General features: G+C 70.9%; 16 protein-coding genes. 10 read left to right on the top strand and 6 right to left on the bottom strand.

Translation table 11 applies throughout. The features are described from left to right. Positions 1-72: 72 nt before the first annotated feature. Positions 73-576, bottom strand: a complete 504-nt coding sequence (locus tag OHA61_RS21470; RefSeq protein WP_406304376.1) for a hypothetical protein — start codon at positions 574-576, stop codon at positions 73-75. A gap of 366 nt (positions 577-942) precedes the next feature. Between OHA61_RS21470 and OHA61_RS21465 the strand changes: the two genes are divergently transcribed. Both OHA61_RS21465 and OHA61_RS21460 read left to right on the top strand, forming a co-directional pair. Beyond that, complete coding sequence (locus OHA61_RS21465) at positions 943-4,842, top strand: polymorphic toxin-type HINT domain-containing protein (protein ID WP_406304375.1); 3,900 nt, start codon at positions 943-945, stop codon at positions 4,840-4,842. Continuing rightward, the gene (locus OHA61_RS21460) at positions 4,839-5,354 is read left to right on the top strand and encodes a hypothetical protein (protein ID WP_406304374.1); all 516 of its coding nucleotides are present in this window, start codon (positions 4,839-4,841) and stop codon (positions 5,352-5,354) included. The genes OHA61_RS21465 and OHA61_RS21460 overlap by 4 nt, the downstream gene beginning before the upstream one ends. A gap of 285 nt (positions 5,355-5,639) precedes the next feature. Here OHA61_RS21460 and OHA61_RS21455 read toward each other — a convergent pair whose 3' ends face one another. Next, on the bottom strand, positions 5,640-5,945 hold the full coding sequence (locus OHA61_RS21455; RefSeq protein ID WP_324975531.1) for a trypco2 family protein: 306 nt from the start codon (positions 5,943-5,945) through the stop codon (positions 5,640-5,642). 36 nt (positions 5,946-5,981) lie between these two features. On the opposite strand from OHA61_RS21455, the gene OHA61_RS21450 reads away from it, so the two are divergent. From OHA61_RS21450 to OHA61_RS21440, 3 genes are read left to right on the top strand one after another with little or no spacing between them, the layout of a single operon-like run. Next, complete coding sequence (locus OHA61_RS21450; RefSeq protein WP_406304373.1) at positions 5,982-9,701, top strand: tetratricopeptide repeat protein; 3,720 nt, start codon at positions 5,982-5,984, stop codon at positions 9,699-9,701. Beyond that, positions 9,698-10,834 (top strand): hypothetical protein, encoded by a 1,137-nt coding sequence (locus OHA61_RS21445; protein ID WP_406304372.1) that lies wholly within the window; start codon positions 9,698-9,700, stop codon positions 10,832-10,834. Before OHA61_RS21450 ends, OHA61_RS21445 begins: the two co-directional genes overlap by 4 nt. After that, positions 10,831-12,120 carry a hypothetical protein gene (locus OHA61_RS21440; protein ID WP_406304371.1) on the top strand — a complete coding sequence of 430 codons (1,290 nt, stop codon included), beginning with the start codon at positions 10,831-10,833 and terminating at the stop codon, positions 12,118-12,120. The genes OHA61_RS21445 and OHA61_RS21440 overlap by 4 nt, the downstream gene beginning before the upstream one ends. 10 nt (positions 12,121-12,130) lie before the next feature. On the opposite strand, the gene purU is transcribed toward OHA61_RS21440, so the two are convergent. Further along, entirely contained in the window at positions 12,131-12,982 is an 852-nt protein-coding gene (purU, locus tag OHA61_RS21435; protein WP_406304370.1) for a formyltetrahydrofolate deformylase, read from the bottom strand. Between the two features lie 46 nt (positions 12,983-13,028). Continuing rightward, the gene (locus OHA61_RS21430) at positions 13,029-13,475 is read right to left on the bottom strand and encodes an SCO4402 family protein (RefSeq protein WP_266481800.1); all 447 of its coding nucleotides are present in this window, start codon (positions 13,473-13,475) and stop codon (positions 13,029-13,031) included. Between the two features lie 173 nt (positions 13,476-13,648). Here OHA61_RS21430 and OHA61_RS21425 point away from each other — a divergent pair, with 173 nt between their 5' ends. Beyond that, a complete protein-coding gene (locus OHA61_RS21425) occupies positions 13,649-14,965 on the top strand; it encodes an ABC transporter substrate-binding protein (protein ID WP_406304369.1) in 1,317 nt (438 codons plus the stop codon). 68 nt (positions 14,966-15,033) lie between these two features. Here the strand turns inward: OHA61_RS21425 and OHA61_RS21420 are convergent, their stop codons facing one another. Next, positions 15,034-16,677: a hypothetical protein gene (locus OHA61_RS21420; protein ID WP_406304368.1), complete on the bottom strand. Its 1,644-nt coding sequence runs from the start codon at positions 16,675-16,677 to the stop codon at positions 15,034-15,036. A 154-nt stretch (positions 16,678-16,831) separates the two neighbouring features. Continuing rightward, positions 16,832-18,214: a transcriptional regulator gene (locus OHA61_RS21415; RefSeq protein ID WP_406304367.1), complete on the bottom strand. Its 1,383-nt coding sequence runs from the start codon at positions 18,212-18,214 to the stop codon at positions 16,832-16,834. A 245-nt stretch (positions 18,215-18,459) separates the two neighbouring features. On the opposite strand from OHA61_RS21415, the gene OHA61_RS21410 reads away from it, so the two are divergent. The 4 genes from OHA61_RS21410 to OHA61_RS21395 all read left to right on the top strand — a co-directional run bounded on the left by OHA61_RS21410 (position 18,460) and on the right by OHA61_RS21395 (position 22,529). Next, positions 18,460-19,158 (top strand): bifunctional DNA primase/polymerase, encoded by a 699-nt coding sequence (locus tag OHA61_RS21410; protein WP_324978944.1) that lies wholly within the window; start codon positions 18,460-18,462, stop codon positions 19,156-19,158. 67 nt (positions 19,159-19,225) lie between these two features. Next, a complete protein-coding gene (locus OHA61_RS21405) occupies positions 19,226-20,047 on the top strand; it encodes an ABC transporter ATP-binding protein (RefSeq protein WP_406304366.1) in 822 nt (273 codons plus the stop codon). Next, a complete protein-coding gene (locus OHA61_RS21400; RefSeq protein ID WP_406304365.1) occupies positions 20,044-21,639 on the top strand; it encodes a transporter in 1,596 nt (531 codons plus the stop codon). The genes OHA61_RS21405 and OHA61_RS21400 overlap by 4 nt, the downstream gene beginning before the upstream one ends. A 62-nt stretch (positions 21,640-21,701) precedes the next feature. Beyond that, on the top strand, positions 21,702-22,529 hold the full coding sequence (locus tag OHA61_RS21395; protein ID WP_406304364.1) for a hypothetical protein: 828 nt from the start codon (positions 21,702-21,704) through the stop codon (positions 22,527-22,529). The last annotated feature ends 12 nt before the right edge of the window (positions 22,530-22,541 follow it).

Below are 22,541 nucleotides of genomic sequence, written 5' to 3'. Positions count from 1 at the left end.
GTTTCCTTACACCACGAGGTTCAGACAGCGGCTGGCTATGGGCTGCCGCGGGCCGGGAAGGTCTGTCGCCTGTCAGCTGGTGACGCGGAGTTCGACGAGGACGGAGCGCTGGTCAGAGGTTCCGGCCTCTCCGAAGGGCTTGTAGTCGTTGGCGGCGGCGTTGACCACCGTCTCCTTGCCCCCCGCCGTGATGGTCGCCTTCACCGGGTAGACCTCGGTCCAGATGCCGAAAGCGTCGGGCAGCTCGAGGGAGAGGTAGCCCTGCTTGGCGCTGACGTCGAAACAGTAGGTCTTCTGGCCGGTGCGGGACTTGACCGTGATGTCCGGGGTTCCGTCACAGCTGACGAGAGTGATGTGGCCGTCGCCCCGCTTGAGGAGGATCTTCTGGTCCTTCTGGATCTGAGCGGCACCCGGGTAAGAGAAGTCCTCCACCGCCGAGGGCATTTCGGAGGCGGATGCCGGTTCTGCCGCCTGCGGGGAGGCGTTTGCGACGCCGAACATCGTGATCCCGGCGACAGCTGTGATCGCGCCGATGAGACCGGTAAAGAGTGCTGTGCGGGCACGGGATATCGCCACGGTTTCCCCCTTGGCTCAATGGAGCAAGTGTGAAGACTTGTACACAAGTTACCCTTGAGTAAAACACATGTAGGGTGTTGTGGATGCATATCCCACCCCCAGGGGGCGTTGCGGGGTGCCAGGGGCTTGGGTTCACACGGCCAGCAGTAACGCCGCCAGTCACTGAATCCTTTTGGCCGGAAACTGTCGCACCAACCGGTGCACCCGGGGCGGGAGCTGACCTGTGCACACGGAAAGTTGAAATGCGAATGAGGGGGAGCCTGCCGGATGGAACGGCGAACATTCCGTTCCGGAAGATCGAATTCCGGAACGTCATCCAACGTGGCGGGAAGAACACGTCGGGGGATCTGCAGTGTTGTGCTGCCCATGGCACTGGCGGTAGGGCTGCTGGGAGCCGCGCCCGCGTCGGCCCAGGAGGGTCCCGAGGACTTCCCCTCTGACCGGGCCCTGGTCGTCTCCGACTGGGAGGACGGCGGAGCGGGAATCCGGGAGGCGGCCGAGCGGGCGCTGCTGGGTTCGGATGAGGATGTCCGGAAGTACCTCGATGAGGCGCCCACGATCGAGTACGACGACGACTACGTTGATGCCAGCCGGATCTTCAACACCGGTGGCGTGGCCGTACGGGAGGCGACGAAGAAGGCGCTGAAGGGCACCCCGAACGAGCTGCATGAGTATCTCAGGAGTGGCTGGAAGGGCCCGTTGGAGGAAGACCAGGAGGTCGAAGCCTCCCGCGTCATCAACTTCGGCGGCAATGGGGTCAAGGACGCGGGCAAGGCTGCGCTGAAGGCCGGCCCGGAGGCTGTTGCGAAGTTTCTGGAGAGCGGCCAGTACGAGGCGCAGGAGACTGATAACGAGGTTGAGGTCTCCAAGCTGATCAACTTCGGTGGTCCGAACATGAAGGCCGCCGGGAAGGTTGCGCTGAAGGGCACCGCGGACGACATCGCCGAGTTCCTGGACGTCGGGCAGTTTGTCGCCCGCGACCGTGACCAGGAACATGCCACGATTGCGCAGTTGACCGAGCAGGCCAAGCAGGCGGGGCGCCAGGCCGAGGCCGCCACCAAGAAGGCAGAGGATGCCTCTGCCCGCGCGGTCGCCGCCTCGAACCTGGCAAAGGAAGCCGCAGCGAAGGCCGCCCGGGAGACGGAGGAGGCCCGCAAGGACGCCAACCGTGCCGCCTACAAGGCGCAGCAGGCCGCCGCGTCCGCGCGGGCCGCGGCCGCCGCCGCCCAGCAGGCGATCGGCGCGGCCAACGCCGCCAACCGGGCCGCCCGCACCGCCGCGCTCGCCGCGGCGCAGACCGCGAACGCCGCCGCCGCGGCGGCGAACGCGGCCAACGACGCCTACAACGCGGCGATCGCCGCGGCCGGGGACGCGAGCAAGGCCGGGGCCGCCAAGCAGGCCGCAGTCGTCGCCCGCAACGCGGCTGTCTTGACCCGTGCCTCCGGCGCTGCGGCGGAGCAGGCCCGCAAGGCCTCGCAGGCCGCCGGTGACGCCGCGGCCGCCTCCCGCAGCGCCGGCGAAAACGCGAACGCCGCTGCGGACTCGGCCGATGCTGCCAACCGGCACGCCGAGGCAGCCGGTGTTCACTCCGCCGAGGCCCGCAACGCCGCGGCCGAGGCCCGCCGCCACGCAGGCGCCGCCAACCGCGCCGCGGACAACGCCACCGCCCTGGCGCGCCGCTCGGCACAGCAGGCGTCCGACGCCCGTGACGCGGCGAACTCCGCCGCCGACCACGCCGAGAAGGCCGCCGACGCCGCCGACCTCGCGGCGAAGTACGCCGGTCAGAGCGCGACCGCCGCCGCCGACGCCCGCAAGTGGGCCGCCGCCGCGAAGGCCGCCGCCGACTCCGCGACCATCGCCGTCAATACCGCCAAGAAGGTCCACCAGGTCGCTCTCGACGTCGAGACCGAGGATCTCACCTCCCGCAGCGAGGCCGCTCTGGAGCAGGCCCGCACCGAGAAGGCCCAGAGCGACCGTCTGATCTCCGCATCCGCAACCGTCGCCCGTGACGCCCGCGCCCTCGACGCCAACGCCGAGACCTTGGCCGACGAGGCGACCAAGTCGGACGTGGACGTGCCAGCAACCGCGGCCAAGGGCCGCAAGCTCGCCCTGGACGCCCTCAAGCTCCGCGGCCCTTGGCAGCAGCAGGCCGCCATCAAGGCGCTCGGCGGTTCGGATGCCGAGGTTCTGGAGTACCTGCGCAGCGGCTGGAAGAAGGCGGCCCTGGAGGAGAGTCGTGACAAGGTCCTCCAGCTCAGCGTGAGCAGTCCCTACCCCTCGATCCGGCAGGGCGCCGCCGAGGCACTCAAGGGCACCCCGGAGCAGGTCGCCGACTTCTACACCAGCGGCCAGTACGTCGTCGGTGAGACCGACCTCGCCGTCGCCGTCTCCAAGGTCAACAACTTCGGCGGGATCAGCGTCAAGGACACCTCCAAGGCGGCCCTGAAGGACGGCACCGGCAAGGCCCTGGCCACCTTCCTCGAAGTCGGCCAGTACGGCGCCCGCGTGACCGACGAAGAGGTCATCGCTTCCAAGCTCGTCAACGACGGCGGTGACGAGGTCAAGGCCGCCGCCAAGGCAGCCCTGGCCGGGCCCCCGGACAAGCTGCACGAGTTCGTCACCGTCGGCCAGTACTTGGCCGCCCGCAAGGACGGCCTCACCGCCCACCACCGTGCCCAGATCGCACGGCTCCTGGCCGAAGGCCAGATCATCGCCGCCAAGGCCCAGGCCAACCGCTGGCGCGCCGCCGAAGCCGCCGCCAGAGCCAACAAAGCCGCCGCCGAAGCGGCCACCGCCGCAGGCGAGGCCAAGAAGTCCGCCCAGGCCGCCGAAGGCTACGCAGCCGACGCCAGGAAATCCGCCGACGCCGCCACCGCCAGCGCCAACCAGGCAAGCCAGTCCGCAGCCACCGCCCGCAACGCCGCAGCTGCCGCCGCCCGCGACGCCGACGCCGCCGAAGCCTCCGCCCAACAGGCCGAGTTCTCCGCCAGCTACGCCCGACAGTCCGCCAGCGAAGCGGACGACGCCGCCGCACGGGCACGAGACTCCGCAGTCGCGGCCGGCAAGAGCAAGGCCGAGGCCGACGCAGCCGCGAGCCAAGCCTGGACCGAGGTCAAGCGCAAGCGCGAGGCGGAGATCGCCGAAGCGAAGCGTCAGGCAGAGGAACAGCAAAAGCAGCAGGCCGAGGCGTCAAAGAACAAGAAGAAGCGCTGCATCGTCCCCTACAACCGGGACACCGTGCCGCCGTGTATCTACGCAGCGGACGAGTACGAGATCGAATTCGCCAAACCCGACCCCGAACTCGCCAAGCTACTCGGCAAGGCCGCCTGGGAGATCACCGGCGCCGCCGACATCGAAAGGTGCATCAAGGAACCCGCCTGGGGCGGTTGCACCATGGCCGTCGTCGGCGTACTCCCCATCGGCAAGCTCAAGCTCCTCAAGAAAGCCAAGGACGGCGTCGAAGGCATCGTCAAGGGAACTCGGGCGGGCAAAGAAGCGGCCGAGTGCCTCGTCAAGCAGGCCAAGCACAGTTTCCCGGCCGGCACCCGCGTTCTGATGGGTGACCACACCACGAGACCGATCGAGCAGATCAAGACCGGCGACCATGTGCTGGCCACCAACCCTGAATCCGGGGCCACCGGCCCGCGCCGCGTCGACGCCACGATTTACACCCCCGACGACCGCGACTTCACCGACGTCACCCTGGACCAGACCAACGGCGGCGGCACCCTCACCACAACGGACCACCACCCCTTCTGGACCGAAAACGACAAGACGTGGAAAAACGCAGCCGACCTCACCCCCCAGGACAACCTCCGCACCCCCGACGGGCGTACAGCACAGATCAACAGCGTCCACCATCGGACCGGACTCGCGCCCGCCTACAACCTCACCATCAACGACCTCCACACGTACTACGTGCTGGCCGGCAACACCGCGGTGCTGGTCCACAACAGCCGGTGCCTGATCGCCGACATCGTCGGGCCCCAGGGCGAAAAGCTCTGGCTCCCCAAGGGCCGCAAGGCCATTGCGACGGCTAACAACCTGAAGGGGTGGTTCTATTACATCAAGGCATCCGAAACTTCGGCTAACGGATTCCACAAGAGCGTCAGATACGTGCGCGTCATGGATCCGGTGACCAGTGGGCCGCATCCGTACCCCAACGGCTATATCAGCTATCTCAATGAGGGAGGCCAGATCATCAATCCGATGACCGGCAAGACCGTGATCAAGTCCGACCCCTACTGGCACATTCCGATCCAATGACCCTCATCGAGAACTTCTTCACGTCCCAGGATTACCGTCAGGCTCCGGAGCCCATCGGCTGGGACCCGCTGAAGGAACAAGACGCCCTGCAGGACGCGCAACTCCTGGATTGCAGAGTGTGTCCGACCGCGAATCGTGCGGCGCTGCTCTTCGACATGCGAACTGCGTCGTACTATCCAACGGGTAATTCCGCCCTCCTTGTGGTCCACGGACTGCAATCGTTTCACTGGAGCGGAGCGCCGCAGCAACAGCAACTAATGGCATTCTCGGTAATGTCCAGTCGGCCTTCCGGGGTCGCCGGTGGCGGATTGCGACTGGAGCTGGAATTCTTCCCGGACGGCGATCATTCCGTCAGTGGAGATCGTGCGGACTTCTACCTTCTGGAAGCCCACGGGATCCCTGAAGCGCCACCGAGCTACCCGGGGCGCGATCTCGATCAGGTTCGGCATGAGCTGCCGTCGTGGACCTCCGACTGCACGGTGCTGCAGTCGGCCACTACGAGCGGCAGGTGACACAACGGTGACCGAAGCGGCTGGCCAAGGTTCTTCCTTGGCCAGCCGCTTCACTTCATGGCGCGCCCGAACGAGGGGCACGCTCAGGCGACCCCGCCTGGATCCTGGTGCACGGCGTCGGGCGAGCGCGGAGAAGGAGGAGCTGGTCTGGGCTGACCAGGGCCACCGGCCCGCGCCGCGTCGAGGCGACGATCTACACCCACGACGACCGCGACTTCACCGACATCACCCTCGCGGCTCGTGCCCCGGCCGCCGGTCGCTGAACCGCCACGCCATGGCGTGACCTCACTCCCCGCCCACCGCCACGTTCGGGTTCCCGTCCCGCCCCTGTGGCTTGAGTTCGATCTGGATCGTGTGCGTCGTGTCCCGCGCCGCCGAGGCGCCGGCGCCCGCCGTCAGTACCCCGATGCGCAGCTCCGCGCGTCCGCTGCCCTCGCGGCGTACCTGGACCGCGAACTCCAGATTCACCTTCTCCACGCTGAACTTGAGGTCGCGCCCCTCGCCCGCCCGCTGTGCCCGTTCCAGCTCGTCGCGGACCTGTCCGATCACCTCGGCCAGTCCCGCCACAGCGGCATCGTCACGCTCAGCCATCGCGCACCCCGTCTCCTGTAGTTATGGTTGGGAAGTATGAGGGAGCCGTGGCACACGTCCAACTCATCGTCGCCCGAAGAGGGTTGGCGGGTCTGTCTGCTTCGTACGCAGGATCGCTCCGGCCGCCCGCTGGGCGCCGGGGTGCTGCTCCCCGGGGGACTGGTGCTCACCTGCGCCCATACGGTGCTCTCCCGGCCCGGACGCGACGGCACCCGCGCCCCCTTCGACACGGTCTATGTCGACGTGCCCGCCGCCGCGCTGTCCGGTGATGCGCCAGAGCCTCTGCGCGCCCGGCTGCTGCGGGAGTATCTGGTCCTGCCCACCGCGCACTTCAGCGGCGATCTCGCCCTGCTCAAGCTGGACCACGAGCCGCCCGTGCCCCACGCCGTGCTGCACCGCCAGATCCCGGCCCGCAATGAACCCGTGCACTTCACCGGCTATCCCGAGGACCTGCCGGGCGGCGAGCACCTCGACGCCCGGCTGATGGGGCGCGGCGGGCCCGCGCACCGGCCCGAGTGGGTGCAGCTGGACACCGAGGGCTCGCCCTACGTGGTCCGGCACGGCTACAGCGGCGGCGGGGTCGTGCACAGCCGCTCCCGCCGTCTCATCGGCATCGTGGCCCACCAGTTCGGCACCCCGCAGGCACCCGTGCGGCGGGAGCACGCGTACATGATCCCGACCGAGACGGTCCTCAAGCATCTGCCGCTGGAACGCCTCGGTCTGAGGGTCACCGGCCCCCGCGCCGTCTCCCGCGATGTCGCCGTGGCACCCGACCGGACCGCGTCCGGCCGCGTCCCCGGACTGCACCGCAGGCTCACCCGCTGGCTGGACGGTGAGCCGGACACCGACCCCGTCGAGCTGGCCTTCGCCGGTGAGGGCGAGCACGCGCTGCTGCACACCATCCGCTCGGTGCTCACCCTCGCCGACCGGGAGCAGAGCCCGCCCTCCGCGTCCGGAAGCCCGGCGGGCGAGCCACAGGTGGGCAGCATCGACATCGCCGTCGACGCCACCAACCGCACGGCCGGAGAGCTCGCCGTCCACGCCGCCGAGCGGATCGGCCTGGAGGGCGGCAGATCCCACGGCGCGCGCCTGGAGCAGATCGCCGAGGAGAGCCCGCCACTGATAGCCGCCTTTCTAGCCGTCGACCGGTCCGCCTCCGAGGACGCGGAGATCACGGCCCTGCTCCGCGCCCTGCTCGCACGCGGCGACAGCCGGCTGCTGCTCGTCTTCAGCGATCCGGGCTCCCCACTGCTCGCACGCGTACGGAGCGAACTCCTCGATCCCGAGTGGGCACAGCGCCGCGCGGACCGGCTCGCCGCGCGGGTGAACCGGCTGGCCGAGTGCGAGCAGCGATTACGGCAACTCCCCGCGCGTCCGGCCACCGCGGGCCGTCCCGCACCCCGCCGCCCCGAGGTCCGGTCTCCGAAGCTGCGCCGCGAGCTCGAACAGCTCTGCCACGGCGGCCCGTTGCACGACTCGCCCGCCCTGCCGCACGCCCTGTTCCGGCTCGCAGTCGACGTCGAGACGGCGCTGCTGGACGCCGAGGCCGCCGAGCAGGTCATGGCCGGGCCGCTCGGCCCGCACGAGTTCGTCGTGGAGCCGCCGGGCGACGGGCTCACCGATCTGCCCGTGGTCGCCGTGCGCGACCCGGACGCGCTCGTCACCGCACCGGCCGGGCCCCATCTGACGGGCGGCGACCGGCTGCACCAGCAGTACGAGGTGGTGGGCCCGATCGGCCAGGGCAGCCACGGGCAGGTGTATCTCGCCCGCGATCTGCTGCTGGACAACCGGCCGGTGGCGCTGAAGGGAATCCTCGACCCCGGCAATCCGGCCGCGGTCCTCCAGGCCCATCAGGAGCGGCTGCGGCTGGTCAGCCTCAACCATCCCTCCGTGATCCGGGTCGTCAACTACGCCCGCCATCCCTCGGCTTCGGCGGAGTTCATCGTGATGGAGTTCGCCGACGGGGCGCCGCTGGAGTGGGTCGCGGCCGGTATCGGCCGGCAGCGTCCGCCGTTCTCCGGGCCCCGGGTGCGCGAGTTCATCGTCGTCTACGGACTGCTGATCCTGGACGCGCTCAGCTATCTCCACGACCAGGAGGGCCTCGTCTACGGCGATCTCTCCCTCACCAACGTGCTGCACTGCGGCAAGGGCATCAAACTCATCGATGTCGCGGGCGTCCGCAGACCTGGCACACCGGGACCGGTCAGCCACCGACCGCCCGAGACGGGCCCCTCGGGCGAGATGACGACCGCGGGCGATCTGTACACGGTCGGCGCGGTCCTGGACGAACTGCTCGCCAAGGACCCCGTGCCGCCGGCCGACCTCGGCACCCAGTCGCTGGAGCGCGCCCTGCGGCGCGCCATGGCACGCGACCCCAAGCGGCGTTACGCCACCGCCCAGGAGATGGCGCTCCAGTTGCGCGGGGTGCTGCGCGAACTGCGTTCCCTGCGGCTCGGCGAGGAGACCTTCGAGCCGTCGCCGCTCTTCGACCGGGCCGCCACCGCCCTCGACGGGCAGCTGGGCAAGGCCCCGCCGCTGACCCGCTGGCGGGCCGGCGGCAGCGGCGGCGACCCGGGGCACGCGAGCCCGGCGAAGCCGTCCGGACAGGACCAGGACGCGCAGGTGCCGGGCCCTGCCGAGGTCGCGGTGGCCCTGCCCGTGCCCAAGGCGGACCAGCAGGACCCCAACTGGAAGGAGCTGCAGCGCACTTCGTACGCCGACCCGGCCGGTCTGCTCCAGCTCAGCGACGAGTGGCTGCCCTCGCCCGAACTGCACCTGCTGCGCTGCCGCCTCCATCTGGAGCTCGCCCGCGACCAGCAGCGCGGGCGCGACCAGCAGCTGGTCACCGCGGCGATGGAGCTGGACCGGGCCGGGCGGCTGCTCGGCGACCGGAGGCGCTACGACTGGCGACTCGACTGGCACCGGGGCCTGACCGAACTCGCCCACGGCCATGTGCGCCAGGCGCTGACCTGCTTCGACGAGGTGTACGACGCGATTCCCGGCGAGTACGCGCCGAAGCTCGCCCTCGGCTACTGCCACGAGAAGCTCGCCGACTCCACCTCGGACGCCGAGTTCCGCGAGGGGCACGAGCAGCAGGCCATGCGTTTCTACGATGCGGTGTGGCGGCGCAACCACGCGCTCGGGAGTGCCGCGTTCGGCCTGGCCCGTATCCATCTCGCCCGCCGCAGCCCGGACCTGGCCCTGGCCTCGCTGGACGGCGTGCCGCCGGACTCGCGGCATCGCACCGCCGCCCGTACGGCGATGGTGCGCATCCACGCCGGCCCGCCCGCCGACGGGTCGCCGCCGACCGTGGCATCGGCGGTACGCGCCTACGCCGCCCTGCGCAGGCTGGTCAGCCACGAGGGCCTCACCGACCGGCAGGCGTACGAGCGGCTCACCGCCCAGCTCCTGGAGCTGCTGCTCGAACTGGTCGCCGCCGCACGGGAGAAGGACCCGCTGGCCGAGCTGCGCGGCTCGCTCCCGCCCGGGATTCCCGTACCCGCCGGTGAACGGGAGCTGCGCGAACAGCTCTCCGCCTGCTACCGCAGGCTGGCCGAGCAGGTGCCGCGCACCGACCTCGCCGAGGACGCCGAGCTCGCGGAGGCGCTGCTCGACAACGCGTACCGCACGCGTCCTCTCGGCCTGCGACACGACCGGGACGGGCACAGGAACGGGCGCCCCGGCCGCGGACCTCGGTCCCTGGCGGTGTGGCTGCCGCGCCGGCTCTGGCTGCGCGACCCCGGGGAGAACGCGTGAAGCTCCGCGAGCGGGTCAGGCCCGCCCTCACGCGGCTGCGTCTCGTCGCACCTCGCTCCCTGCCCGCGCTGCGCGGGCTCTTCCCCGCGCTGTGGCGGCGCGCCGCGGGCCGCACCCCCGGGGGCAACTGCCCCACCGCCGCGTTCCTGCGCCGCCGCATGCTGGTCCTGCCGGTGCTCGCCGTGGTCTCCCTCGCTCTCTCCGCGGCCGCGTACGGCGACATCCACGGCCGTACCCAGCGGCTGCGCGACCGGTGCGCACCCGCGCTGGTCGATCTGGCCCGGGCCAGGACCTCCCTCGAACTGGCCCAGGGGCAGGCCGATGTGCGGTTGCTGAAGAGCACGACGCCCGGTCTGGTCGAGCTGGGCGAGACCTACCGCTCCCTGCTGACGGAGGCCGCGCAGAGCCTCAGCCGGGTAGCCCGCTCCGGGGCGCTGCACAAGGGTCAGGAGCAGGAGCTGCGGGTGGTCTCCGGCCTGGTCGTCGCGTACGGGGACAAGATCGCCTGGGCGGAACGGAACCGTACGAGCCCTGTCCTGCGCCGGGCCGGGGTCGCCTACGCCGAGGACATGCTGCGCGGCCGGCACCGCGCGGTCACCGCGGGAACCGCGCAGGAGCCGATCTCCATCCTCGAACGGCTCCGGGAGCTGGAGCGCCAGCTCCAGGGGGAGAACCACGAGCTGGCGGCCTGGAGCCCCCTCACGCTGACCGGCGCGGCCGCCGCCGCTCTGGCGGCCGTGCTCTTCGCCTTCGTTCTGCTGGGCACTTCGGTGTTCCTGGCGGACCGGCTGCGGCTGATCAGCCTGCAGCTGGCGGTGGCCGCGGTGCCGGTGCTGCTGACTCCCGCGCTGCTGGCCTTCGGCGGGTACGGGGAGCATGCGGCGCAGGAGCGGTCGCGTGCGGCTGTGGGCAGGCTCGAATCCGTGTCCGCGGACGACACGGCCACGCGCCGGATCGAGTCGGCCGCGCGGGAGGCGGACGCGGCGATGCGCGGGGCCCACCCCGAGGGCTGGTCGCTGACGGCGGGCGTCGTCGTGCCCGCCGGCGGTGCCGGCGCGCTCGCCTGCGGCGTCACGCTCTTCCTCTACGGCCGCCCCTATCCGGCCGTCCGCCCCCGACGAAGGCTCACATGAAGCGCTTGAGGGCACTGCTGGCCAGCTGTCTGCTGACCGCCGCCGCCGTGACGGCGGGCGGCTGCTCGGACGCGGCCGAGGAGCGCACACTGGTCGTCCTCGGCCCGTGGACGGACGGCGAGGAACGGCCGTTCGTTGCGGCGCTGCGGCGTATCGGCGAGCGGACCGGGCGCAGTTACGTCTACAAGGGCACCCGCTCCCTGCGCGAGACGCTGCTCGCCCAGCTCCAGGCGGACGCGCCGCCGGACCTGGCGATCCTGAGCAGCCCCGGCGATCTGGTCGAGTACGCCCGCACCGGCGACGCCTATCCGCTCCCCGAGAAGGTCGCCGGGGCCGCCGTCCCGCCGTGGGCGCCTGCCGTGACCGTCGAGAACGAGCGGGGCGAGGCTCGTACGCACGCCTACTGGGCGCCCGTGCGGGTGGACCTCAAGTCGCTCGTGTGGAGCCGCGGGGCGAGCCCGGACAAGAAGCCGGACTGGTGCCTCGGCATGGGCTCAGGCGCCACCTCGGGCTGGCCGGGCACCGACTGGGTGGAGGACCTGCTGCTGCAGCGGCAGGGACCCGCACAGTACGAGAGCTGGGCGACCGGCAAGACCTCGTGGCAGTCGACGAGGCCGGCGTGGGAGGAGTGGGGCAGGCTGCTGGCCAAGAACAAAGGGGACGACGCGGACGACGGCAAGGCCCTCGGCGCGGAGGGGCTGCGCTACTCCTTCGAGTTGCTCGGCAACGGCCGGTACGGGCTGCTGAACCGGGACGACTGCACCCATGAGCACCAGGGCTCGTTCATCCGCCGCCACTACGGCGACGACGTCCTGCCCGAGCCGACCGCCCGCTTCCTGGGAGCCAGGAGCGCGGGCGCGCACGTCTACGAGGTCTCCGGCGACCTGGCAGCCGTCTTCAAGCCCAGTGCCGCGGCGTGGGACCTGCTGGGCCGTCTCACCTCCCGTGAGGCGCGCGAGGACTGGGCGAAGGCGGCGAAGCCGGCGGAGCGGCCGTACTTCCCCGGCGGCGCGTTCGGCTCCGTACCGCTGTCGCGCAGCACGCGAGCCGTCCAGGACCTCTTCGACGGGGCGGGTCAGATCTGCCTGGACGCCTCGGACGCGATGCCGCCGACGCTGCGGGACGCGTTCTACCGGGCGGTGCTGGAGTTCCTGGGCGCGCCGCGGAGCAGCGCGCTGCTGACGCGGCTGCTGGAGCAACTGGAGGCGGAGCGGCAGCTGCAGTTGCAGGAGGACGCGTTCCTCCTCGACGACCTGTGCGACAACGCCCCCGGGCAGTCGCCCTGAGGTTTTCGAGCTAGGCGAAGACGACCGTACGACGACCGTTCAGCAGGATCCGGTGCTCGGCGTGCCATTTCACCGCGCGGGCGAGCGCCTGGCACTCCACGTCGCGACCCACCGCCACCAGCTGCTCCGGGGTCACCTGGTGGCCGACGCGCTCGACCTCCTGCTCGATGATCGGGCCCTCGTCGAGGTCGGCCGTCACATAGTGCGCGGTCGCGCCGATCAGCTTCACGCCGCGCGCATGGGCCTGGTGGTACGGCTTCGCGCCCTTGAAGCTCGGCAGGAAGGAGTGGTGGATGTTGATGATCCGGCCGCTCAGCTGCTTGCAGAGATCGTCCGAGAGCACCTGCATATAGCGGGCGAGTACGACAAGTTCGACATTCTCGGCGCGTACCAGCTCCAGCACCTGCGCCTCGGCGGCCGCCTTCGTGTCCTTGGTGACCGGAATGTGATGGAACGGGATGCCGTACGAGGTGACGAGCGCCTCGAAGTCCGTGTGGTTGGCGACGACCGCGGCGATCTCGACCGGCAGCGCGCCCGTCCTCCAGCGGAAGAGCAGATCATTGAGGCAGTGGCCGAACTTGCTGACCATCAGGATGATCCGCATCGGCTCCTCGGCGGAATGGATCTGCCAGTCCATCCGGAAGGACTCCCCGACGGCGGCGAAGCCCGCCCGCAGTTTCTCCACGGTCACCGGCTCCTCGGCCGAGAAGTGGACCCGCATGAAGAACAGACCCGTGTCCCGGTCCCCGAACTGCTGACTGTCCTCGATATTGCAGCCGGTGATGTAGAGATAGCTCGACACGGCATGCACAATGCCCTTTTTGTCCGGGCAGGAGAGCGTCAGGACGTACTGGTCAGTCATCCTCGTAGACTGCCATATCCGCCGGTCCCGGCAGGGCAGGCGTCCGTCAGGCGGACCGCGTCATGATGCGGAGCACATCCAGCGAGCGCGGCGGGGCGTCCGGGTCCTCGCCGTCGTTGGCCGAGAGCCGGACATGCGCCTCACGGGCGGCCCGTACGGCCTCCGGCCAGCCGTGATGCTCCAGATACGCCGATACGGGAGCGTCCGCACCGACTTGGTGCATGATCCGCAGCACGCGCAGGACGGCGACGTCGACCAGCGCGGCCTCGCCCGAGTCGCGGAAGATCGTGCCGACGTACTTCTCGGCGGACCAGTTGTCCAGCCAGGTGTCCTCGACCAGGCGGTACACGGCGTCGGTGACGTCGCCGTACCCCTCGCGGCCTGCGAGCCAGCACTCCTGATGGAAGACGGGATCGGAAAGCATGTGCAGCGCCGAGCGCACATTGCTGCGCCAGCGCCACCAGGGCATGTCATTGAGCGGCATGCCGCCCATGGTGGATGAGCGACGGCCGCGACGGGAAGAGGGGACCGAACCTTGCTGCACGCCGTCGATCGTACGTTCCCCCGCCGGTCGGCCTGACCGCCCCCCGTAATTCACCTTCCCGTCACCCTTCGTTGAACAACGCTCACTGCGCCGTTACCCGGGGGGCGGAAATGTACTTGACCATGACCGGTTGGCGACGTTCCTCCTCCCCCCGCCCCTCCAGGACCGCACGCGTTCGCGCCGTTTGGACGACCACCACGGCAGCTGTGGCGGCTGGAACGTCGCTGGTCGCGGGCTGTGGCGTGCTCCCTGGTGGCTCGGGGGGCTCCAGGGAGCCCGTCAAGGTGATGACCTTCGCTCCCGAGGACACCCGGGCGACGAACATGCCCGGCATGCCCGCGATGGCGAAGGCCTACGCCAAGTGGGCCAAGACACAGCGCGGCCTGGACGGGCACGAGCTTCGCGTCATCTCCTGCAACGAGGAGAACAGCTCCACCGGCGCCGCGGCCTGCGCCCGGCGGGCGGTGAAGGAGGGCGTGGTCGCGGTCGTCGGCTCCTACAGCCAGCACGGCGACGCGTTCATGGCTCCCCTGGAAGCCGCGGGCATCCCCTACATCGGCGGGTACGGGATATCCGGCGAGGAGTTCACCAGCTACCTCTCCTACCCCGTCAACGGCGGCCAGGCGTCCCTCCTCGCGGGCAACGGCCGCCAGCTCGCCGACGTCTGCGAGCGGGTCTCGCTGGTACGACCCAACACCCTCGCGGGCGACGAACTGCCCCTGCTCCTCAACTCCGGTCTCTCCGAGGGCAGCCGGGACAAGTCCACCGACATCCTGGCGGCCGAGGACGCTACCGACTACACCTCGCAGGCCAAGCAGGCCCGCAAGAAGGCGGGGGCCGGCATATCGGTCGGGTCGGACCGCCCCGGGTGTGTGACGGCGGCCCTCGGGGACCGCACCGAGACCTTCGTCGACTCCTTCCGACGACTGCCCGAGGACAACCGCAAGATCCGGATCTCCTCCGTCATGGGCAGCGTCGGCCAGCCGCTCATCGACCGCACCGGCGGCCGCAACGGCCCGCTCGAAGGCGCGTACGTCACCGGCTGGTACCCGGACGCGGGCGATGCGCGCTGGAACGAGATGGAGAAGGTCATCCGCGCCCATGCCTTCGGCGACAACCGCATCGACCCCGCCGACGCGGGCGTCCAGACCACCTGGATCGCCTACACCGTGCTGCGGACGGTCATCAAGTCGCTCAACGCGGACAAGATCACCCCGGGGATGATCTCGAAGGCTCTGGACAACGGGGTGCAGGTGTCGACCGGCGGGCTCACGCCCACCCTGCGGTGGGAGTACGACGACATGCTCGGCGCGCCCAGCTTCCCGCGGATCGTCAACCGCAGCGTGACCTTCCAAGTGGTGCGCGGCGGGCGGCTGGTGGCGCAGAAGCCGGGCTTCGTGGACGTCACCAAGACGCTGACGGAGTCCTCGACCCTCTGAGAACTTCCGTCTGAGACCTTCTGAGCCCCAGAGGTGCTCTGAGGCCTTTTAGCCACCGCGGGCCGCTTCTACAGCTGCTCGCTGCGCCGCTTGGTGAGCCCGTACTTGGCGGCGATGTCGTTCCAGAGCCCGGAAGCTTCCTTCTTGGCCTTGCTCGCCTCACCGCTGGCGCGGTTGGCCAGGGCGGTCTGGCCGGTGTTGCGCGCCCTGCCGTCCTTGCAGCCCTTCTTGTCCTTGACCTGCTGGGCCCAGGCCGCGTAGTGGTCGTCCGCCGACGCGGACGCCTGCCAGGCCCTGGTGAGCGCCGAGGTCAACTCGTCGTGGCTGGGCAGCTTGTCGACGGTCAGACCGTCCAGCCGGGTCACCAGACCGCGGCGCTGCTGCGCGGCGCCTTGCAGATCGGTGGTCGCCTGGTCCAGGTTCTGGCACCGCTTGATGTTCTCCACCGAGCGGATCACGACGGAGCGGCTGTTGTTGCTGTCGGCAAGAAGCTTGTCGAGCGCCTCGGCCTGCGCCTTGGCGGGGTCGGCGGCTGACTGGGGGCTGCCGCTCGGGGCGGGGGACGAGGCGGCGACGTTCTTGCCCGTGCCGGAGTCCTCCTTCTTGTCGTCCCCGTTGAACATCACCATGCTCACGCCGAGTCCGAGTACGGCACAGCCGATGACGACCGCCGCGATGACCGGCGTGCGCGAGGACTTGTGCACGCCGGGCTCGGGGTCGAGGTCGTGCGGCTCGTACTGCGGCTGCTGGTACTGCTGCTGTTGCTGTTGTTGGTGCGGCTGCTGGAACTGCACCCGGGGCGCCTCGAAGCGGGGCAACTGCCGGGTGGAGTCCGGAATCCGGTCCGCGGGCGCGTCCGTACGGAAGAGGCTGTCGAACTCCGCGGGAGGCTGCCTGTCCCCCGGAGCCCCCGGCCGGATCCCGAAGGGCGCGGCGGTCGGCGCGGGCGGAACCGGCGCGATGTACTGCGTGGCATCGGCGTCGGGCCCCTGCGCGGGACCCCGGCCGGGCACGGCGCCGAGGAACTGCGTCGACTCGGCGGGGTTCTGGCCCGGCGGCGCGCCCGGGGCGACGGGAGGGATGTACTGCGTGGCGTCGGAGTCCGCGCCGGCGGCGTGCGGGGGCAGGGCGTCCGGCAACGGCTGTCGCTGAGGCTGCGGCTGCGCGCCGTACGCCCCGGGCTGCGCGGGCAGCACCTGCGTGCCGTACTCGTCCGGGGCCGGACCCTGCGGGTATCCGCTCTGCGCGGCGGGGCCCTGCGGGGGCAGCGGCTGGCCGCCGTACCCGGACTGGGCCGGCGCGCCCGGCGCGGGGAGCGGCTGGGCGCCGTACCCGGTTTGGGCGGCAGGCTCGTGCGGCGGCAGTGCATGCGCGCCCTGCTGGTGCGCGTGCGCGCCGTATCCCGGCTGAGGCTCCTGCGGCGGCGGGCCCTGCGGCTGATCGCCGTAGCCGGGCTGCGGGGCCTGACCCCAGCCGTCCTGCGCGGCATGGGCGCCCTGGCCGCCGGACATGTCCGGCATACCAGGCGCACCCGGTCCACCCTGCTGCGGTCCCCACGGCTCGCCCCAGGGACGGCCGCCCGCCGGAGAAGCCTGAGCCTCGGAGACGCCCGGTATCCAGGGGTCACTTCCGTCGGCGGGCAGCACGACGCCTTCGTGCGCGGGCCGAGCTGCAGGCTGCTGCTGCTCGTCACCCTGTCCGCTTTGCGTCACCGGGACTCCTACGTGTGGACCTACGGAATCGACGGCTCACGCTACCGGGTGACTCGGCCGCTCCGCACACACGCGTGGGAGCGGTGACAAGACTGCTGCACAAGACGCTGGTATTGCCCGCCGATACCCCGCGATCGCTACCCCGCGATCCCCCTTACGCCGCCTGGAGCTCGAGACGCGCCCCGAACTCGCGGACCGCCGGCTCGTCCGCGTACGGCTCCAGCCGCTGCTGGAGATCGTCCAGGTACTCCGAACCCCGGCTGGAGCGCAGGCTGCCCAGCAGCTCCGCCGCGCGCGTGCCCGTGTGGCAGGCCTGCTCGACCTCCCGCTGCTGCACCTGCGCGGTGGCCAGCAGCACGAGCCCGATCGCCCGCCGCCTGGCCCGCGACTCCGGCAGGCCGTCCAGCGCGTCCGAGGCATGGCGCGCGGCCGCCTCGGGCTGGCCGAGGTCGCGGTAGCAGTGCGCCAGCTCGTCCGCGAGATAGGCCCGGTCGAAGTGGGCGATCCAGGCGGGGTCGTCGCCCGCCGACGGCTCCGCCTGCTCCAGCGCGCGCACCGCCTTCCCCGCCACCTCGTGGCAGGTGCGGGCGTCCCCGAGCAGGGCGTGGCCACGCGCCTCGGCCGCTAAGAACATCGCCTGGGCCCTCGGCGTGACCCTCCCCCGGGCGCCTTCCTGGGCGGCCCGCGCCAGCTGGGCGATCTCGCGCGGATTCCCGAGCTGGGCCGCCAGATGACTCATGGAGGCGGCCAGCACATAGCCTCCGTATCCCCGGTCGCCCGCCGCCTGGGCCAGGCGCAGCGCCTGGATGTAGTAGCGCTGGGCGAGACCGGGCTGGCCGGTGTCGACGGCCATGTATCCGGCGAGTTCCGTGAGCCGGGCCGCCGCGGCGAACAGTTCACGGCCGACCGATTCGCGGTACGAGCCCGAGAGCAGCCCGGAGACCACGCTGTTCAGGTAGTGCACGACGACCGGTCGGACATGCCCGCTGCCGAAGCGGTGGTCCAGTTCGGTGAGCGCCGCCGTCATCGCCCGTACCGCTTCGACGTCCGAGGCTCCCACCCGCGCCCCTGCCGTCCGCGCCACCTGGCTGTCCGCGCCGGTGATCAGCCAGTCGCGGCTCGGCTCGACGAGCGCGGACGCGGCGACCGCGGAGCCGGACAGGAAGTCGCGGCGGCCGACGTCGCTGCGCCACAGCTCGCAGACCTGCTCGATGGCGCCCAGCACGGTCGGCGAGAAGAGCAGGCCGACGCCCGACGCGAGGTTCTTGCCGTTCGCCATGCCGATTTCGTCGATCGTGACCGTGCGCCCGAGTTTGCGGCCCAGCGCCTCGGCGATGATTCCCGGCGCCCGGCCGCGCGGCTGCTGTCCGCGCAGCCACCGCGCCACCGATGTCTTGTCGTAGCGGAGATCAAGACCCCGCTCGGCTCCCACCATGTTGACTCGACGGGCGAGGCCGGCGTTGGAACACCCGGCTTCCTGAATGAGCGCCTGCAACCGTTCGTTCGGTTGTCGGGCGACGAGAGGCCTGGCTGCCATGATTACCCCCTGAGGCCGCGGTGATCCATGAAGTGATCAATGCCCGGCCGATGTCGGACAATGCAGACTTGGACTGAGTTGGTCGGGTTTTTCCCTGACGCCCCGGTCCGCGTGACGCCCATTGCGAGTGGGTACCCGCCCGCTGCGGCCCCGCCGCATGCGCGCCCCCGCCCGTGCACCCATGCGCCCCGCGTGCAGGATCGATGCCCCGGGCCCCGCCCGAGACCCGCCCGTAACTCAAGGTGATGGCGGGAGTTGAGTGTGACGTGGAAGAGACCATCGGACTCACGGAAGCCGCACGGATCCCCCAACAGCGAGGTGAGCAGCTGCTGGACAATGCCGTGCGGTACGCGGAAGAGCGGCACTGGGACGTGTTCCCCGGCACCTGGCTGGAGGCGGCGGAGGGCCGGGAACGCTGCTCGTGCGGCGACACAGCGTGCCCGGCGCCCGGCGCCCACCCGGCCAGGCCGGACTGGGCGAACCAGGCGACAGGAAGCGCGGTCGCCGCCCGCCGGCTGTGGTCGAAACACTCAAGGGCCTCGATCCTGCTGCCGACGGGCCGCACCTTCGACGCTCTCGAAGTCCCGGAGTCGGCGGGCTTCCTGGCGCTGGCGCGCCTGGAGCGGATGGAACTCCCGCTCGGCCCGGTGACCTGCACCCCCGACCGCCGGATGCTGTTCTTCGTACTGCCCGGAGCGGCGCCCAAGATCCCCGACATGATCCGCACCCTCGGCTGGACACCGAGCGGCATCGACCTGATCGCGCGGGGCGAGGGACACTACGTCGCCGCCCCGCCGACCCGGATCGGCGGGTACGGCGCGGTCCAGTGGGCGCGCCGCCCCACCCCGGCCAACCGATGGCTGCCGGACGCGGAGGAGTTGATCAGCCCCCTGGCCTACGCGTGCGGGCGGGATGCGGCAGCTGAACGGGCCCGGCGCGGTTAGGACGCGCCGTACATAAGGTGGTCCCCGTACAGACATACCCACGGGGACATCGAAGGGCAGGGGCACCATGCCGGACCAGGCAATTGGAGCCGAGACGGCGGGCGGAGCGCGAACAGCGCCGCCCGCCGTTCGCGTTGAGGGACTGTGGAAGAGGTTCGGCGAGCAGATCGCGGTCGCCGGTATCGATCTCACGCTCCCCGCGGGCAGGTTCATCGGCCTGGTCGGCCCGAACGGCGCGGGCAAGACGACAACCCTGTCGATGGTGACCGGCCTGCTCCGCCCCGACCAGGGCCGGGTCGAGGTCTCGGGCCACGACGTGTGGCGCGACCCGGTCGAGGTGAAGTCCCGTATCGGCGTACTGCCCGAGGGCCTGCGCCTGTTCGAGCGGCTCTCGGGCCGCGAACTGCTCGCCTACAACGGACGGTTGCGGGGCCTGCCGGGCGACGAGGTCGACCGGCGCGCGGCGCAGCTGCTCGACGTACTGGACCTGGCGGGCGCGCAGCACAAGCTGGTGGTCGACTACTCGACGGGCATGCGCAAGAAGATCGGTCTCGCGGCGGCGCTGCTCCACAATCCCGAAGTGCTGTTCCTGGACGAGCCGTTCGAGGGCGTCGACCCGGTCTCTGCGCAGACCATCCGCGGGGTCCTGGAGCGGTACACCGCCTCGGGTGCCACCGTCGTCTTCTCCAGCCATGTGATGGAGCTGGTGGAGTCGCTGTGCGACTGGGTGGCGGTGATGGCGGCGGGCCGTATCCGCGCGCAGGGCCCGCTGGCCGAGGTACGCGGCGACGCACCCTCGCTGCAGAGCGCCTTCCTGGAGCTGGTGGGGGCGAACGGCCGGGACACCGGGGCGTCGCTGGACTGGCTCGGCGGCGGTGGCGCCAGGTGAGCACCTCCGCACTCACCCCGGTCTTCGTCCGCCTCAAGCTGTCGCTGCTGCGCAACGGCCTGCGCCAGTCGTCGGGCCGCAGGGCCGCGTACATCTCGTCCGTCGTCGTCACGCTGCTCTTCGCGGCACTCCAGCTCATCGGCCTGATCGCACTGCGCGGCAACGATCACGCGGCGTCGGTGGTCGTACTGCTGACCGGGGTGCTCGCCCTGGGCTGGGCGGTCATGCCGCTGTTCTTCCCGAGCGGTGACGAGACGCTCGACCCGACGCGTCTGGTGATGCTGCCGCTGCGGCCGCGCCCGCTGGTCTCGGCGCTGCTCGCGGCCTCGCTGGTGGGCATCGGGCCGCTGTTCACGCTCTGTCTGGCGGTCGGCTCCGCGTTCGCGATCGCTCACGGTGGGACAGCGGTTGTCGTGTCCGTGATCGCCGTGCCGCTCACGCTGCTGGTGTGCGTGGCGCTCGCGCGGGCGGTCGCCGCCGCCAACATCCGCCTGCTGACCTCGCGCAAGGGCCGCGACCTGGCCGTGCTCAGCGGACTGGTGATCGCGGTGGGCATCCAGATCGTCAACTTCGGCGCCCAGCGCCTCGGCGACGCGGGCGGCCTCTCGGCGCTCGACCCGGTGACGGCGGTCGTACGGTGGCTTCCGCCCGCGTCCGCGATCGGCGCGGTGGACTCGGCGAGCGAAGGAGCGTACGGGGCCGCGGTCGCCCAACTCGCCCTGTCCGTACTCGCCCTGGCCCTGCTGTTGGGCTCCTGGCAGCGCAGCCTCACGAAGTTGATGACGACCCCGGACGGCTCGACACTGGCGGCGGCGTCCGAACCGACCCGCAAGGAGTCCGCCTCCAACTTCCACCGGCTGCTGCCCGAGGGCCGCACGGGCACGGTGATGCAGCGCAGCCTGCGCTATGTGTGGCGTGACCCGAAGACCAAGGCGGCCTGGGTGACGGCACTGGCGATCGGTCTGATCGTGCCGCTGTTCAACGCCCTTCAGGGCACCGGCTCGATCTACTTCGCCTGCTTCGCGGCCGGGATGCTCGGCATCCAGATGTACAACCAGTTCGGGCAGGACACCTCGGCGTTCTGGATGGTCGCGCTGACCATCTCGTCCACGAAGGACGCGTACACCGAACTGCGCGCCCGCGCCCTGGCGTTGCTCGTGATCACCCTTCCGTACACCGCGCTCGTCACCGTGCTCACCGCGTCGCTGCTGGGCAACTTCAAGGCCCTCCCCGAGGCGCTCGGCCTGTCCTTCGCGCTGCTGGGCGCGATGCTGGCGACGGGCGCGGTGGCCTCCGCCCGCTTCCCCTACTCGATCCCGCAGGACAGCGCGTACAAGAACGTCGCCCCCGGGCAGGGCGGGCTCGCCTGGATCTCGATCTTCGGCGGCATGATCTCGGCGGCGGTGCTGTGCGCACCGGTGATCACTCTGACGATCCTGCTGCACGCGGCGAGCGGCCAGTCGGCGACATGGGTGCTGCTGCCGGTGGGTGCGGCGTACGGCCTGCTGATCGGCTGGGCGGGCGTACGGCTGGCGGCGCCGCAGACGGCGAACCGGCTGCCGGAGATCCTGGCGGCGGTCAGCAAGGGCTGAGCCGGGGAGGGTTGAGGGGGCGGGCGCCCGCCGCGTGGCGGCGTACGGATAGCGTGACGATCATGTCTACGCCGCCCCCGAACCCCTACACGCAGCCTCAGTACCCGCAGAACCCGCAGTATCCGCAGAACCCGCAGGGGTACGGGGGGCCGCCTCCCGGCCCGTACCAGCAGCCCTACCCGGGCGCGGGCGCCCCCGGCGGCTGGGGCGGCCTGCCGATGGCGCCTCCCGTACCGCCGCCGAAGAAGGACCGCACGGTCATGGTCCTGAGCATCGTGGTGGCGTCCATCGCGGCACTCGTCGCTGTTGCCTGGCTGGTGAACAGCGTCATTCGTCCCGCCGGAGAGCGAGCAGCGGGCGCGGGCTTCCCGAAGGCGGAGTACCGGCTCACCCTCCCCCCGACGCTGCTCGACGGAAAATACAAGCTTGCCGACGACCAGTCGGACAAGCACCAGGGCGCGCTGGCGGGAACGAGCCAGGCGAATATCCGCGACCCCCGGGGCTCCGTGGCCCAGTACGTGTCGGCGTCCGAGTCCGGAGTCCTGGTCGTCTCAGGCCTGCACGGCCGTATCAAGGACCCTGATCTGGCCCGTACGAAACTGCTGGCGGGCGCCGGGCAGGCGGACGGCTCCAGCATCGTCGTGCCGGCGGCGGACTTCACCCCGGCGGGCTCGGACGTGCCGGTGAGCTGCCAGGTGGTGGTCACTCAGCAGACCACGGGCGGGAAGGCCACGCTCCCGATGTGCGCCTGGGCCGACGGCAACACCAGTGCGTCGGTGGCCATCGTCACGCCCGAGAGCGCCAAGCGGTCCCCGCAGGAGATCGACCTCAAGGCCGTGGCGGAGGCGACGGTGAAGGTACGGACGGAAACCCGTCAGCCGATCGGCTGACGGGTTCGTCCC

Origin of the sequence: Streptomyces sp. NBC_00885, from assembly GCF_045207475.1 — a bacterium.
Lineage (GTDB): Bacteria > Actinomycetota > Actinomycetes > Streptomycetales > Streptomycetaceae > Streptomyces.
The sequence above is the reverse complement of the archived record's forward strand: the minus strand, read 5'-3'. Positions and strand labels throughout refer to the sequence as shown.